General features: G+C 67.8%; 14 protein-coding genes and 2 tRNA genes. 4 read left to right on the top strand and 12 right to left on the bottom strand.

Going from position 1 to position 15,168, the window contains the following annotated elements; translation table 11 throughout:
* The first annotated feature begins 207 nt into the window (after positions 1-207).
* Positions 208-450 (top strand): 30S ribosomal protein S20, encoded by a 243-nt coding sequence (gene rpsT / locus K2R93_00160; GenBank protein MBY0488224.1) that lies wholly within the window; start codon positions 208-210, stop codon positions 448-450.
* An 83-nt stretch (positions 451-533) separates the two neighbouring features.
* Here the strand turns inward: rpsT and K2R93_00155 are convergent, their stop codons facing one another.
* The 8 genes from K2R93_00155 to K2R93_00120 all read right to left on the bottom strand — a co-directional run bounded on the left by K2R93_00155 (position 534) and on the right by K2R93_00120 (position 8,617).
* Positions 534-1,679: a hypothetical protein gene (locus K2R93_00155; protein MBY0488223.1), complete on the bottom strand. Its 1,146-nt coding sequence runs from the start codon at positions 1,677-1,679 to the stop codon at positions 534-536.
* Positions 1,680-1,750: 71 nt separating this feature from the next.
* Positions 1,751-2,473: a class II aldolase/adducin family protein gene (locus tag K2R93_00150; protein ID MBY0488222.1), complete on the bottom strand. Its 723-nt coding sequence runs from the start codon at positions 2,471-2,473 to the stop codon at positions 1,751-1,753.
* A 24-nt stretch (positions 2,474-2,497) separates the two neighbouring features.
* Positions 2,498-3,784: a dihydroorotase gene (locus tag K2R93_00145; GenBank protein MBY0488221.1), complete on the bottom strand. Its 1,287-nt coding sequence runs from the start codon at positions 3,782-3,784 to the stop codon at positions 2,498-2,500.
* The gene (locus K2R93_00140) at positions 3,784-4,743 is read right to left on the bottom strand and encodes an aspartate carbamoyltransferase catalytic subunit (GenBank protein MBY0488220.1); all 960 of its coding nucleotides are present in this window, start codon (positions 4,741-4,743) and stop codon (positions 3,784-3,786) included. The genes K2R93_00145 and K2R93_00140 overlap by 1 nt, the downstream gene beginning before the upstream one ends.
* A 2-nt stretch (positions 4,744-4,745) precedes the next feature.
* Entirely contained in the window at positions 4,746-5,294 is a 549-nt protein-coding gene (pyrR, locus tag K2R93_00135) for a bifunctional pyr operon transcriptional regulator/uracil phosphoribosyltransferase PyrR (GenBank protein MBY0488219.1), read from the bottom strand.
* A 143-nt stretch (positions 5,295-5,437) separates the two neighbouring features.
* Positions 5,438-5,911 carry a hypothetical protein gene (locus K2R93_00130; GenBank protein MBY0488218.1) on the bottom strand — a complete coding sequence of 158 codons (474 nt, stop codon included), beginning with the start codon at positions 5,909-5,911 and terminating at the stop codon, positions 5,438-5,440.
* Between the two features lie 215 nt (positions 5,912-6,126).
* Positions 6,127-7,350, bottom strand: a complete 1,224-nt coding sequence (locus K2R93_00125; GenBank protein ID MBY0488217.1) for an ATP-grasp domain-containing protein — start codon at positions 7,348-7,350, stop codon at positions 6,127-6,129.
* A 49-nt stretch (positions 7,351-7,399) separates the two neighbouring features.
* Positions 7,400-8,617, bottom strand: a complete 1,218-nt coding sequence (locus K2R93_00120; GenBank protein MBY0488216.1) for an ATP-grasp domain-containing protein — start codon at positions 8,615-8,617, stop codon at positions 7,400-7,402.
* 150 nt (positions 8,618-8,767) lie between these two features.
* Here K2R93_00120 and K2R93_00115 point away from each other — a divergent pair, with 150 nt between their 5' ends.
* Positions 8,768-10,720, top strand: coding sequence for a CRTAC1 family protein (locus tag K2R93_00115; protein MBY0488215.1), 1,953 nt, complete (start codon positions 8,768-8,770; stop codon positions 10,718-10,720).
* Positions 10,721-10,805: 85 nt separating this feature from the next.
* On the opposite strand, the gene K2R93_00110 is transcribed toward K2R93_00115, so the two are convergent.
* Positions 10,806-12,368 (bottom strand): M28 family peptidase, encoded by a 1,563-nt coding sequence (locus tag K2R93_00110; GenBank protein MBY0488214.1) that lies wholly within the window; start codon positions 12,366-12,368, stop codon positions 10,806-10,808.
* A 58-nt stretch (positions 12,369-12,426) separates the two neighbouring features.
* Entirely contained in the window at positions 12,427-13,401 is a 975-nt protein-coding gene (locus K2R93_00105) for a carboxypeptidase-like regulatory domain-containing protein (protein MBY0488213.1), read from the bottom strand.
* Between the two features lie 55 nt (positions 13,402-13,456).
* Here K2R93_00105 and trxA point away from each other — a divergent pair, with 55 nt between their 5' ends.
* On the top strand, positions 13,457-14,185 hold the full coding sequence (gene trxA, locus K2R93_00100) for a thioredoxin (GenBank protein ID MBY0488212.1): 729 nt from the start codon (positions 13,457-13,459) through the stop codon (positions 14,183-14,185).
* A 75-nt stretch (positions 14,186-14,260) separates the two neighbouring features.
* On the opposite strand, the gene K2R93_00095 is transcribed toward trxA, so the two are convergent.
* Positions 14,261-14,347, bottom strand: a tRNA-Ser gene (locus K2R93_00095).
* Between the two features lie 109 nt (positions 14,348-14,456).
* Positions 14,457-14,543, bottom strand: a tRNA-Ser gene (locus tag K2R93_00090).
* Between the two features lie 257 nt (positions 14,544-14,800).
* Between K2R93_00090 and K2R93_00085 the strand changes: the two genes are divergently transcribed.
* On the top strand, positions 14,801-15,034 hold the full coding sequence (locus K2R93_00085) for a hypothetical protein (protein MBY0488211.1): 234 nt from the start codon (positions 14,801-14,803) through the stop codon (positions 15,032-15,034).
* Positions 15,035-15,168 lie beyond the last annotated feature (134 nt).

Raw genomic sequence — 15,168 nt, 5'->3', positions numbered from 1 at the left:
CGGCACGGGAACCGGAACGCGAATGCAAGCAAATCGGATCGGGAAGGTAGTGGTCCGGGCGGGGGGTGTCAAAGCGCGGCGGAGGCTGTCCCGTGCGCTTTGCCCAAGTCGTTCGCGGACCACCGCTTGACCCATACCCCGGAGACGGATAAGTTCCCCAGTCTGTCGTTCACCAACTCGGATTTCAGGACCTAGGGGAGCTTTTTCGTGCCGAATATCAAGTCCGCAAAGAAGGATCTGCGGAAGTCGCGTGCGGCTGCGGTGCGTAACCGCGCACAGCGCTCGGCGCTGCGTACCGCCGTGAAGAAGGCGAAGGCAGCGAACGCGGCGGCCGACGACCGCCTCACCGCCGCCTCGCTGCTTGATCGCGCGGCCCGGAAGGGGCTCATCCACAAGAACGCCGCGGCTCGTCAGAAGAGCCGCATCGCGAAGTCGGCCAAGGCAGCGTAACGCCGCGGGTCGGTTCGCTGGATGCACGAAGGGCCGGACTCACTGAGTCCGGCCCTTTGTCGTTCCCGACCGTCGGTGCTCGATCAGAACGCCGCGAGTTCCCCGCCGCAGCGCTCGCAGTACCACTCCGTGGGCAGGTTCATCGTGCCGCATTCGGTGCAGCGCAGCGTCTTGGCGGGTTCGGTGGGGGTCCCCGAGACCGGCACCGATGGCGGCGTCACCGTGGCCGCGGGGATAGCGGGCTGGGAGCCCGACGGCGCGATCACGGAGTGCAGGAACGCCAGGTCATCGAACGGGTCGATGGGCGGCACGTTCGGCTGCGCGGCCGGCGACTGCGGCGCGCTCGCCGAGGGCTCCGGGACGGCCTTCATCGGCTGGACGGGCGTCTCGGCGAACATGGCCAGCGCGTCGTCCACTTCGCGGTTGGCGTACGGGGCCGGCGCAGGCGCCTCGGGGACCACGAACGGGGCTTCCTCGATGATGTCCACGCCCTCAGCCATCGTCACCAGGTCGGGGAGCGCATCGTCGGCGACCGGCGCCGGCGCGTCGGCTTCGGGGATGGTGAACACCGCCATCTCGACGGTGTCGGCGCTGATGTCGTCCGTGATATCGGCGCTGAACGCCGGGAGACCGGCGTCGTCCGACGCGCTGGGCGCATCGGCCGGCAGGTCGATCGTGGCGAATTCTTCGGTGACGTCAGTCGCGGAGACCACGGCGACCTCCGACGCGCTGGGCTCGGCCACGAGCGCGTTCTCGGGCTGGGCCTCCGCGACGGGCTCCGGTGCCGCCACCGGCGCGGGCTCCGGCTCCGGCACCGCGACGACCTGCGGCCGCGCCTGCTCGAGCAGCGCGTGGATCTCGTCGAGCTCCATCTGCACGAGCGAACGATCGTCGGTGAGCTTGGTGATCTGCCCTTCGACGTCGCGGCGCAGCGCTTCCCACTTGTCGTTGTCGTATTCGCCAACGGCATTGCGGATCATCGCCTCGACGCGCTGTTCCTCGAGGGCATCCAGCTGCGTGGAGAGTTCGCCGCGCTGCTGCAGCAACGAGCTGCTCAGCATCTCGAGCTCGGCGACGTGCTCCGCGAGCTTGGTGAGCACCTCACCACGCCGGGCATCGTAATCGCCACGCACGCGCTCGTAGACGCGCTCCGGGGTTTCGGCCCGGCGCGCATCGAGCGCCGCCAACCAGTCGTCATAGCGCTGCCGTTCGGCAACGAGGGAGCGCACTTCTTCAATCGACACGCGTAACCTCGTGAGTCAGGGCGGGCCCGGTTGGCCCACCTTCGTAAGCGCGATGGTCAAACCAACGACGATCCCGCAAGCTCTCCAGCCCGATGCAGCGAAGCAAGCGCCGCCGCTTCACCGTCCGGTAACCGCACTGCCCCACCCAGCACCCGCGCGACCGCCAGAATGCGCGCGGCCTGCTCCACGCTTTCCATCCGCAACAATGCATCGGTCAGTGATCGCCCCACGGTAGTCACGCCGTGATTGGCGAGCAGAAAGACCTCATGACCGGCCAGGAACGGTTGCATGGCGGCCGCCAGCGCCGGTGTTCCCGGCCGCCCGTACGGCACCAACGCCACTGGCCCGACCACCACCGGCAGCTCGGGGAGCACATCGGCGGGCAACCCCTGCCCCGCCGTTGCGAACCCCGTGGCCACTGGGGGGTGGGCATGCACGATCGCCTGCACGTCGGCGCGGGCCGCATAGCAGGCGAGATGCATACCCACTTCCGACGATGCGCGCAGCCCCCGGTCACGCTGCGCGACGTCACCGGTTGTGTCCCCCGTCACAGGGGTGTGATGAGGCGTGCCGCCAGCGTGTAGCCGTACCACCTGCGCGGCCGTGGCGCGGGCCTTATCGATGCCCGACGCGGTAACGAGGACGGACCCGTCGGCGAGTCGCACCGAGAGATTCCCCTCGGCGCCGGCCAGCAGGCCGCGCGCATGCAGACGGCGGCAGGCGGCGGCCAGCGCCTCCGCCTGCTCCCACACCTGACCGGCCGTCGGTTCGGCGCTCATGCGCGGCCCATGATGCGCAGTGCGTCAGTTCGCGCGGTACACCACGCGGCCGCCCACGACAGTGAGCAGCGCCTGACCGTTGAACGTATGGCCGCCGTAGGGCGTGTTGCGCCCCTTCGACTTGAACTGCTTGGGATCGCAGGTCCAGGTACGCGCCGGATCGAACACCGTGACGTCACCCACGCTACCGCGGGCCAGCGTTCCGCCGGGGAGATGGAAGACCTTGGCCGGCTTGCAGCTCATGGCGTCGATCATCTGCGCGAGCGAGATGATGCCGGGCTTGAGCAGGTAGGTGCAGTTCACCCCGAGGGCGGTCTCGAGGCCCACGATGCCATTGGGGGCATCGGCGAACTCGCGCTCCTTCTCGTCGTAGTGATGCGGCGCGTGGTCCGTCACGAGCAGATCGATCGTCCCGTCAGCCACCCCCTGCTGCAGCGCCTCGACATCCTCCTGCGTGCGCAGCGGCGGATTCATCTTCGCGTTGGTGTTGTAGCCCTCCACCGCCGCTTCCGTGAGCGAGATGTGGTGCGAGCAGACTTCGGCGGTGACGTTGATGCCGCGCTCCTTGCCCCAGCGGACCAGTTCGACCGAGCCCTTGGTGCTCAGATGGCACAGATGGATGTGGCCACCGGTGCGCTTGGCGAGGAGAATGTCGCGAATGACGTAGATCTCTTCGGCTTCGGCGGGAATGCCCTTGAGGCCCAGCTTGGCGCTCATGAGCCCTTCGTTCATCGACCCGCCGCGCGCCAGCGTCATGTCTTCGCAGTGCTCGGCCACCGGCACATTGAAGGCGCGCGCGTACTCCAGCGCGGTGCGCATGAGGTGCGCGCTTTCGACCGGCTTGCCGTCGTCGGAAAAGGCCACCGCACCGGCCGCGACCATTTCGCCGAATTCGGCGAGCGTTTCGCCCTTCTGGCCAAGCGAGATCGCGCCGTACGGATAGACGCGCGCGAAGCCGGCCGTTTCGCCCTGGCGCTTCACGAAGCCGACGGTGGCCTGATTGTCGGTGACGGGCTTGGTGTTGGGCATCGCGCAGACGCCGGTGAACCCGCCGGCGACGGCGCTGTGCGCACCGGTGGCGACGGTCTCGACATCTTCGCGGCCGGGCTCGCGCAGATGCACGTGCACGTCGATCAGACCCGGCGCGACGACGAGCCCACTGACATCCACGACTTCGGCGCCGTCGGGCGTCCCGATCGCGCCCCCACACGCCTCGACCTTGCCATCGCGCAGCAGCACATCCCCGATGGTATCGAGGCCCTGCGACGGGTCGACAATGCGACCACCCTTGAGCAACAGATCACGCGACATCACGGGGCTCCCTTCTTGGCGGCTTCAGCGAGTTCGGGCTTGCCGCCCGCGAGGAGATACAGCGCGGCCATGCGCACGGCAACGCCGTTCGTGACCTGATCCAGAATGACCGAGTGCGGGCCGTCGGCCACGTCACTGTCGATTTCCACGCCGCGATTCATCGGGCCCGGGTGAAGGATGACGATATCGCGCGGCGCCTTGTCGAGCCGCGCGCTGGTAACGCCGAAGACGCGATTGTACTCACGCAGCGACGGGATGTAGCCGGCCTGCATGCGTTCGAGCTGCAGGCGCAGCACGTTGAGCGCGTCGGCCCATTCAATGGCTTCCTCGATGCGATTGAAGACGGTGACGCCCATCTCTTCAATGGCATTGGGGAGCAGCGATCGGGGGCCGCAGACGGCGACATCGGCGCCGAGCTTGGTGAGCCCCCAGATGTTCGAGCGCGCCACGCGTGAGTGCAGCACGTCGCCCACGATGCAGATCTTCCGGCCGGCCAGCTCGCCGAACTTGTCGCGCAGGGTCATCAGATCGAGCAGCCCCTGCGTGGGGTGCTCGTTGGTGCCGTCACCGGCATTGATGACGTTCGACTCGATGCGCTCGGCGAGGAACTGGGCGGCGCCCGACGCCGGGTGGCGGATGACGACCATATCGATCTTCATCGCCTCGAGGTTGCGCGCCGTATCGACCAGCGTTTCACCCTTTGAGACACTCGACTGGGCCGCGGCCACGTTCACCGTGTCCGCACTCAGCCGCTTCTCGGCGAACTCGAACGAGATGCGGGTGCGCGTGGAGGCTTCGAAGAACAGGTTGACGATCGTCGCGCCGCGGAGCGTGGGCACCTTCTTGATGGCGCGCTCGGAGATCTCGCGGAACGGGATGGCGGTATCGAGCACCAGCCGGATCTGCTCCGCGGAGAGCGGGGCGAGGCCGAGGAGGTCCTTGCCGAGGGGACCAGCCATGCTCAGTCCTCGTCCTTGGCGGTGATCACCACTTCGTCGCGACCATCGAGTTCCTCGACAAGCACATCGACGCGATGGCCCGGCGCCACCTCCACCGTGCGCCCGATGATGTCGGCGTGGATCGGGAGTTCCCGCCCACCACGATCGATGAGTACGGCGAGGGCGATGCGCGCCGGCCGGCCAAAGTCGGCCAGTTCGTCGAGCGCGGCGCGAACGGTCCGTCCGGTATACAGCACATCGTCGATGATGACGACCTTCTGATCGTCGAGCGTCCAGGGGAGCGTGGTGGCCCCCACGACGGGGCGCGGCCCCACGGTCTGCAGATCGTCGCGATAGAGCGTAATGTCGAGGGCGCCGCTCACGACATCGACGCCTTCGTTGGCCTTGATGATCCGCACGATGCGGTCGGCGAGTTGCACGCCACGCCGCTGAATGCCAACGATCACCAGGTTGTCGGTGCCGTTGTTCAACTCCACGATCTGGTCCGCCATGCGCCGCAGCGTGCGATCAATGCCGCGCGGGTCGAGGACGGTTGAAGGCTTCTTGGTCATGCGGGCAATATAGCCGCCCGGATACGGCCCGATATGCGACACGCCCCGATGTGAGGGCATCGGGGCGCGCGTGCGGAGGGGACTGATGGCCGGCGGATTCTGCGCCGGCCGGGCCGCGGCGGAACCGCGAGGCTATCGCGCGTTCACCACTCGTGGTGGCTGCGCGGCGCTTCCGAGGGCGGCTTCGGCGCAAACATGCCGTGGAGCGGGGAGAGATGGCGCGCGGCGGTGCGGGCAGCCCGGAGGCGCGCCTTATCGACGGCCGGCACTGTGGAGGTCGCGGCGTACATCGCGATATCCTGCGCGGCTTCGAGCGCGGCTTCGGCAAAGCCCCGCGACCATTCCGGTCCGTAGGGGTGCGAGTCGGCGCGCTCCTCCACACCGCGTCCGAAGGCGATGCACTTGTCGGCCGCTTCCCGGAGCGAGCGGCTCGCCGAGAGATGCGCTACCACAACGTGATAGCCGTCGCGACGCCCCATCTGGTAGGTGGGTGACTGGCCGACCTCCGTTTCCGGGGCCTGCACCATGCCCGTCGCGATCCCCGTCAGCAGCACGCACTGCTGGGAGAAGTAGCTGCGGAGGGGATCGACCGGCGGTTCCTCAAGAATCCTGGACATGGCGGCTGCGGCTCGGGTTGGTGGCCGCCGGACGGCGGCGCTCGCCGTGCTTCCGGGCAAGGGGTGTGCCGCGGTCGAGCTCGCCTGGCAAACTCAGCCATTCGCCCGAATCCCCTCCCAAACGGACGCGGAGAGCCGAATTGGTGCAGTGTGGCGTGCGCCCAGTTCGTGGCACCGCCCCCGCACGGGTGCGGCGGCGGTGCCACAGCGCCCGATCAGCCGGCGTACAGATGCAGGTCGGTTCCCACGAAGTCCGCCATCGCCTTGGTGGTCTCCCAGTCGGCGTGGCGCAGGGTGATGTATCCGTCCGAAAGGAGCGTGCTCTTCCAGTCGCGCCGATGGGCGCCAATCGGGAGCAGGTCGATGGCACAAATCGCATCACCGCAGCGGGCCTTGATGCGATCGAGCCCCTCGATGCGCTGGATGTGCCCCTGCCCGTGTGCCCGCTTGGTGATACAAGCGGCGTTGTACTTCCGCTCGATCACCGGCGAGAAGGTCCCCTTGAGCTCCGCCTCCGCCCACCCGACGAACAGGTCGACATCGCTGGCGAAGTTCATGAGATCGACCGTGCGGGCACCGGGCGGACGGGCGCCGATCTCGCCGAAGACCACTTCACCGTTGCTCTTGCGGTACCACTCCATGTGCGTGAAGCCGGTCTGGTACCCGAGCACCTTGATCACCTGATGGCCGAGGGCAATGCCGCCGGTGACCCACGGGTTGTCGAGGTGGCGGTAGCTCAAGGTCTGCGGTGAGATCCACTCGTTCGTTCGGGCGATGAGCGGACGCGGGCGATAGTGCCCCACGTGCTCGTACTTGATCACCCCGTCCGCGCAGATCGTGTCGTAGGTGAACTCCTCGCCGTCGATGAACTCCTCGACGTCCACCACGGCCACGTGCCCGAGCTGCGCGATGGCATTGGAGACCTCCTTGGGCTCATCGCAGCGGAAGGTGTCCATGGAGCCGGCGCCCGAGATGGGCTTGATGATGAGCGGATAGCCGACCTGTTCGGCGGCCGCCCACACTTCATCGGCAGTCGTGGCGACGGCGTGGTGCGGCACGCGCACGCCGCCGGCGGCGAGCGCCTGCTTCATGAGATCCTTGTTGCGGAACTTGAGCGCCTGCTCGTACCCCTGCCCTGGGACACCGAACGCCTCGCGGATCTGCGCGGCGATCTCGATGCCCGGTTCCCAGAGGCAGCAGACGCGATCGAGCGTCCGCGTGCCGAGCCACGCCCGCAGCTGCGCAATCGCACTCGGGGCGTTGGTGAACAGATCGGGGATCGCGACGTAGTCGCTCAGATGGCGACGGGCGAGTTCGGGAAGCTCATGCGCCGGTCCGTTGGACGCACCGAGCACCGTGGCGCCCTGCAGAGAGAGGCCGCGCGTGAAGAGCGGCATTTCGCCTGGATAGCCAGGGGCCAGCATGAGGACGGTGGGCATGGATCGCTCGGTAGGGGTCAGAGGGGAGGGGTCAGGGGGAGACCCGGCCCTAGCCTAAGGTGACTTTGACGGTACTGATGATGCGGATGAGGGCGTCACGAACCACCGTCGTGTCCGAGTGACGCACGATGATGAAGCCTTCGCCTTCGTAGCTGCCGGTGGGGCCGTGCCCGAGCTGCGGGAGGCGGTGATCGCAGATGAGATGGCCGAGTTCCCGCTCGATGGTCTCGAGCCCCTCGATGTGGCGCACGACGCCACTGCCCTGCCCGCGCAGGTAGGCTGCACCGACGGCGTACTTCCGTGCTGGTGCGGAGAACTCGCCGAAGACCATGAGACGGACCCACGCGGCGACGAAATCCATGTCATTGGCGCGCGAGATCATGGTCGTCATGTTGGCCCCGGGCGGCCGGGCGGCAATCTCGCTGATGGCCACCGAGCCGTCGGTGCGGCGGAACCATTCGCAATGCGAGACACCGGTGGTCATGCCGAGAGCCGCGAGCGCCGTGGCGCCGATCGCTTTGATGTCGTCGAACTCGGGCGCGTCGATCTCGCGCGGGAGGAGGACCGTCCACTGCACCCAGGGCTGCTCGAGGACCTCGAGCGGCGTCGGCGCGTAGCGCGTGATGGAGTGCCAGACCGGCGTGCCGTCGATGGAGACCGTTTCGAGCGAATGCTCGGTGCCGCGCAGAAACTCCTCGGCAAGCATTGGATCGTTCGGCGCGGGCGCATAGCGCGCGATGGCGCGGCGGAGTGCCGCGTCATCGGTGAGGCGCTCGGTCGCGCGCGCGCCCGCGCCCGCAGGCGGCTTGATGACGATGGGGTAGCCGACGCGCTCCACGAAGGCGAGCGCATCGGCGAGCGAGCCCACGAGGGCGTGGCGCGCGACCGGTACCCCGGCCGCGCGCAGCACATCCTTCATGCGGGCCTTGTCGCGAAAGTTCTGCGCCGCTTCGCTGGGGAGTCCGGGGATCCCCAGGCGCTCCCGAACCAACGCGAGAGGGAGCTGCGCCTGTTCGAACGCCCCGAAGAGGCGATCGATGCGGCCACCACGGGCCGCCAGTGCCCGGGCGGCCCCCTCGAGCTGGGTCGCGTCGGTGACATCGTCCACGCGCCAGTGCGCCGCCACCCGTCGGGCCAGCGCAGGCGCCAGCTGCTCCAGGGGCTGATTGGAGATGACCCCCAGGCGGATCCCCGGAAGCGCCAGCGCGGCCTCGATCATTTGAGACGCTGCCGGTGAGAATTGCGGTGCCGCAAAGACGACAAACATGAGCAGTACGAAAAGCGTGACGACCCGTGGCGCAAGAACGCCTGCGGAAAGTGGGGTTCCCTCCGAGCCAACGCAATGTGAATGTGCGCCGTTCACGAAGCACCGGCGCCGCCCCACCCTTCGCACCGGTGATCATCTACTTCGCACTGCATGCCACGCCGCCGCATCATTTCGCTGCTTTTTCTGGCGCTCGCCGCCTGCTCCGATCGCCGCGCGACCCGTTCCACCACCACCGTCTCCGCCGACAGTCCTGCCGCCGACAGCACCCCGGATTGGTTGCGTTCCCACGCGGTCGAGGAGCGGCTCTTCGCCACCAACTCGGCGGCCTTCAACGGCTTCACCTTCACCGATCGTCAGGCGGAGAGTGGCATCACCTTCCGCCACGAGATCGTGGACGATGCCGGCAAGACGTACAAGGCCGTGCACTACGACCACGGCCAGGGCGTCTGTGCCGCGGACGTGGATGGCGATGGGCGAAGTGATGTGCTCTTCGTGAATCAGCGCGGATCGAACGCCTTGTATCGGAACGCTGGGGGCGGCCGGTTCACGGAGATCACCGAGGCGTGGGGGCTACGCGCTGTGGATCGGATTGGCGTGGGCTGCGCCTTCGGCGATATCGACAACGACGGGCGCCCGGACCTGTTCCTCACGACGGTGCGGAAGGGGAACCGTCTGTACCACAATGACGGCACGCGCTTCACCGACATCACCGAGCGCGCGGGCGTCGGTTATGTAGGGCACTCCTCGGGCGCGACGTTTCTCGACTACGATGGCGACGGCAAGCTCGATCTGTTCGTTGCGAACGTGGGCGTGTACACGGGCAACGAGCAGGGCGCCGGCGGCGCGTTTGTCGGGCTGAGCGATGCCTTTCAGGGGCACCTGCACCCCGAGCGCACCGAGACCAGCCTGCTCTACCACAATCTGGGCGACAACCGCTTCGCCGAGGTGAGCAAGGCCTCCGGACTCGTGGACGGCAGCTGGAGTGGCGACGCGCTTATGGTGGATATCGACGATGACGGCCGCCCCGACCTGTATGTGCCGAACATGCAGGGGCGGAACCATCTCTGGCGCAATGTGGGTGGGACGCGCTTCGAGGATGCCACCGCGAAGTACTTCGCGCGGACGCCGTTTGGCGCGATGGGTGTTGCGCAGCTCGATTTTGATGGCGACGGGCGGCTCGATCTGTTCGTGACCGACATGCACTCCGACATGATCGACACCTACGATCCCAACGACTGGACGAGCAAGGCGCTCAAGACCGACCCGACGCATGTCCAGGACCACCTGCTCGGGAAGGACACGAACACGGTGCTCTTCGGCAACGCCCTGTACGTGAATCGTGGCGGTGGTCGTTTCGAGGAGATCAGCGATCGCTACAACGCCGAGACCTACTGGCCGTGGGGGCCGAGCGTGGGCGATCTCAATGGCGACGGATGGGACGATCTCTTCATCACGGCGGGAATGAACTTCCCGTACCCGTATCAGCCGAACGACGTGCTGCTCAATACGCGCGGCAAGCGATGGCTGCGGGCCGCGTTCACCGTGGGCGTGGAGCCGCGCCGTCATGGCGCGACCGAGCAGGTGTGGTACACCGCCGACTGCTCACCGAACGGGGCCGATGTGGCGAGCGATGCGTGTCAGCGCTGCCGGAAGCCCGACGCGGCCAAGGCGGGGTGCACACTTGACGCGGCCGGCAAGGCAACGATGACGGGCACGAAGGCGAGCCGGTCGAGCGTGCTGCTCGACGTGGATGGCGACGGTGACCTCGATATCGTGACCAACGAGTTCAACAACGTGCCGCAGGTGCTGATCTCGGACCTATCCACGAAGCGGCCGCTGCACTGGTTGTCGGTGCGCCTGCAGGGAACACGCTCGAACCGCCAGGGGCTCGGGGCGGTGGTGACGGTGACGCTCCCTGACGGCCGAAACATCGTGCGCCGGGCCGACGGGCAGTCGGGGTATCTGTCGCACTCCGATCTGCCCTTGTACTTCGGATTGGATGGGGCGGATGCGGCGACGGCCATCGCGGTGCGATGGCCGTCGGGGGCGGTTCAGCAGGTGGCTGGGCCGGTTTCGGGTGGGGTTACGGTTGTTGAGAAGTGAACTGCGTATACGTGGGGCGCATACGTAAGGCGCATACGTGGGGCGCATACGTACTGCGTAGACGAGGGGCGCGCTGGTTGGGCGGCTAGCGTTCCAGCTTGAAGCCGGGGTCGATGGCTGGGCGCTTGGGGGCGTTCGCAACGAACCACCCGGTCAGGTACATCCACTGCGCCATGCGGGTGAGCTTGGGATAGTTGATGTTCTCCGGCTTGTCGCGGGGCGTGTGGTAGTCGGGGTGCAGGTTCGTGGAGTACATCACGGCCGGAATGTTGAGGCGTGCGTACGGCACGTGGTCGCTGCGGAAGTACCAGCCTTCGGGGTGCGTCGGGCGGTCCCAGAGGGAGTCGAGTACGAACTTGCCGGTGAGGCTGTTGGCCTTGATGGCCATGCTCACGAGGTCGTTCGAGTTGCGGTGCGGTGGCTGGATGCCGAGAAGCGACGCGGTGTCGGGGTGGTTGCGGCCGATCATGTCGCCGTTCAGGACGGCCACGATCTGCCCGAGCGGCACGACGGGGTGCGCGGCGTGGTAGCGCGAGCCGAGCAAGCCGCGCTCTTCGGCGCCGTGGTACACGAACAGAATGGAACGCTTGGCGGGCTGCTTTGCGAAGGCGCGGGCGGCGGCGAGGAGGGCGACGCTGACGGAGCCGTTGTCGTCGGCGCCGGCCCACACCGAATCCTTGTCGATCAGATAGCGGACGCCGTCGTGGTCCTGGTGGCTCGAGTAGAGCACGTACTCATCGCGCAGCTTGGGATCGGTGCCGCGAATCACACCCACGATGTTCACGCTGGGCGTCTCGAAGCGCTCCATGCGGATGTGGATCTCGGCGACCGGCGCCTGCTGCAGCGCCGTCGCGCGCGTGGCGCGCACGAGGAACGTGGGCGTGGGGGCGTTGCGCGGTGCGGGGAGCGGCTCCACACGCGCCGGCTGATTGGCGAAACGCTGGGCGGCGCGATCGACATCGTACGTCCCGCGGATGCGGAGCGTCGCCATCGGATCGAAGGCGATGTCCGTCACGGAGTCGGCCACCATGATGATCGCGGCGGCCCCGCGGCGGGCGAGGCGCTGGTTGGTGGCCGCGGTGGCCGCCTGCGTATAGCGGACCTCGTACGAATTGGTCGTGGTGCGAATGGCCGTGGGGTTGGGCGCCACGATGCGGAGCGCGACGACCTTGCCGCGCACGTCGATCGTGGAGTCGGCCGGATTGGCGAGCCAGACCACCGGGCCGCTCACATCCGCGCTGGTGTTGCCGAGCGGAATGATGTCCTTCCACAGCTCGAGCGCCTGGCCGCCGAGCGTCGCGTTCGACGACACGGTCGAGACGCGGGTGCGGATCATGTTCCACCACTGGAAGTAGCTGCCGTCGTCGCCGACGGGCTTGACGCCGATGGCGCGCAGCTGCTCGGCGACCCAGATGGACGCGCGCATTTCATCGGGCGTCCCCGACTCACGGCCGCGCATGCCGTCGGAAGCCATCGCGTAGAGATCACGCTTGAGATCGGCCTCCTTGATGGCGCTCATCGCGGCCGGGACTTCGGAGGCCTTCGCGGCACTCTTCGCCTGCGCGGACACCCCGGTCGGTCCGGCGAGCATCGTGAGACCCACCAGCGATGCGCGCACGCGCGCCTGCCGCAGTAACCCGGAAGCCATCAACCCACTCCTGCTCGAGGGAAGCATCGCGGCGCGCGCGGAGTGCCCTCGCGCGCCCTTATCGTCGCAGCCAGACGTTGTAGCTGCAGGTGGCCCGGGCGCCAGTGGGCTTGTTCAGGATGTCGCCCGGCACGCCACGCGGGCCGGGGACGAGCGCTTCCATGAACTCCACTTCGCCTACGGCGATGGACCAGAGCGGTGCCACCGCCGGGCCGCCGTCGAGATACGCACAGGCTTCGAAGTTCGTGGGCGTGACCGTCGTACGCGCCGCGGCCTGCATCACATCGTTCGCGCCGGTGGCGGCGAGGTCGTCGCGACTGAAGAACTGATACGTGACCTGCCGCGCGCGGATGTGGCGCTGCTCGAAATCAAAGAGATTGGCCCCGACCACCGGATTCTCGCGCGTGGGCCCCTCGGTGAGCCACACCGCGACCTCGCGCCCTTCGTTGGGCGGCACCGTGACGCCGACCAGCTGCCGCGCGTAGCCACTGCGCTCGATGCGCAGGAGATAGCTGCCGGGCTTGGCGGCAAAGTAAAAGCGGCCGGCCGAGTCGGTCTTCGCGGCGTAGCTGGTGCCCATGAGCTTGACGCTGGCGCCGTCGAGGGCGCGCAGCGCGGTGTCGGCCACGATGCCGGCCAGGCCGCCGCGCGAGGCGGTCGTGATCACCGCCGGCAGCCCACGTTCGAGCTGGGTGAGCTTGAGCCGCACGACCGCGCCCTTGGCGGGGACCTTGAGCCGTTCGGTGACGCCGATGAAGCCGACCGAGCGGGCGCTCAGGGTATAGGTCCCCTTCTCCACGCCCGTGAAGCGGAACCGGCCGTCGGGTCCAGTCCGCACCTGCTCCCGGCGCTCGTACAGGTACACGGCGATGTTCCGGATGGGCACGTTGGCGGAGTCGACGACGATGCCGGCGAGCACGCCGGGCGCGGTCTCGGGGAGCGCCGTGGCGGGCGACTGCGCGCGCAGCGGGACGGCGCTGAGCACGGCGGCGCCCAGCAGCCCCGACAACCAGCGAAAGCGAGAGGTGGTCATGAGAGAGATGACAGGGGGCGGGTCGGTGGCGTTGCCGGCGATATAGAATTCGAGCATGAGCACGACACACCCGCATGTACACGATGTCACCACGGCCGGGTTCCTTGCCGACGTGGTGGAGCGCTCCAAGACGGTTCCGGTGCTGGTCGATTTCTGGGCCACGTGGTGTGGCCCCTGTCGGGCGCTGGGGCCCATCCTGGAGCGGCTTGCCGCCGAATACGACGGCGCGTTCGAACTGGCCAAGGTGGATACGGACAAGGAGCAGGCGCTCGCCGCGCAGTTCCAGATTCGCTCGATTCCCACGGTGACCCTGTTCAAGGGGGGCAAGTCGGTGGGAGGCTTTCCGGGCGCGCTGCCGGAGGCGCAGATCCGGGCGTTTCTCGCGCAGCACGGTGTGGTGGATGCGGCCGGCTCGCGCGCGGTGGACGCGGCGTTGGCGCAGCTGGATGCCGGAGACGTGGAGGGCGCGGCACAGGCCCTGGAGGCCCTGCCCTCGGCGGTGTACTCGGACGCGCGGGCCGTGCGTGGCCGTGCGGCGGTGTCGCTCCACCGGCTGGCCGCGCGCAGCGAGGCCGATGGCCACGCGCCGCATGCGGCGGCGATTCGGCTGGTCCTGGCCGGTGATGCCGCGGGCGGGCTCGATGCCCTGCTCGAGCTGCTGCGGGTGGAAAAGCACGACGAGCGCAGCCCGGCGCGGGCGGCGCTCGTTGAGGTGCTGCATGTCGTCGACGACGAGGCGCTGGTGCGCGACGGTCGGCGACGGATGGCTGCGCTGCTGTTCTGAGCGGGTCGCGCGACGCGCCCGTACACGCGAATCCCCGCCGTGGCGCTGTGCCATGGCGGGGATTCTGTTGATCAGCGGATGGGGGGGGATTCGAACCCCCGAGACACTTTCGCGCCAACACGCTTTCCAGGCGTGCGCCTTAAACCACTCGGCCACCCATCCAGGAGCGCTGCGGCAGGCCGCAGGTACCACACACGACGACCGAGGCCGCCGATCAAGCACAACGCGCCGCCGCGGGGGTCCACGACGGCGCGCTGGGAAACCACTGCAGCGGACAGGGTGAGATTCGAACTCACGATACCGTTGCCGGTATGCCGGTTTTCGAGACCGGTGCCTTCAACCACTCGGCCACCTGTCCTGAGAGAGGATAGATCACAAAAATGATCTCGTTGTTGTGCATTGGTTGCGCAACTGCGTCGTTCGCCGAACTCAGGCAGCCGGACGCGCCCTCCCAGAGCATCGATAGATAATCGGCAGAGGTAGCCACTTCAAGCGTATGCCCCGCACTTCTCGGTACGCCGGATCGCCGCCGAAGCACCTACTCGGACGGCGCCGCATATCCGCCTGGCAGTCGCGCCGTCAGTACGGCGGATCCAGCGAGTCGTCGAAGCGCGCATGATCTGCCAATCGGAACTCGTCCTCGAGACGCTGGGCTTCCCGACGTTCACGCTCCTCGGGCGTCATGGTGTCGAGCCGCCGGTTGATTTCGACCTGATCGGCAGTGGCCTTGTCGAAGAGGTCATCAAGGGAGAGCTCGTCATCATCCCGCTGCTGCGGCTCAGGCGGGGCCCCGCTTTATCGCCTTTCGTCCATCGACCGTCTCTCCCTGCGAGCTCTACGCCATCGTGATCTCGCCGGGGGGCAATCCGGGGGTTACCCATCCCGACTGAGGCGGCCACCGATGACCGCCTCGCGGGAAGATGCGCCCCAGGCGCCGATTCGCCAGTGCTCAGACCGCAGGGTATCCGAGGCGGCACCGGAAC

Source organism: Gemmatimonadaceae bacterium (assembly GCA_019752115.1).
Classification (GTDB): Bacteria; Gemmatimonadota; Gemmatimonadetes; order Gemmatimonadales; family Gemmatimonadaceae; genus Gemmatimonas.
Note: the sequence above shows the minus strand (reverse complement) of the source record. Positions and strands in the feature narration are given on the sequence as shown.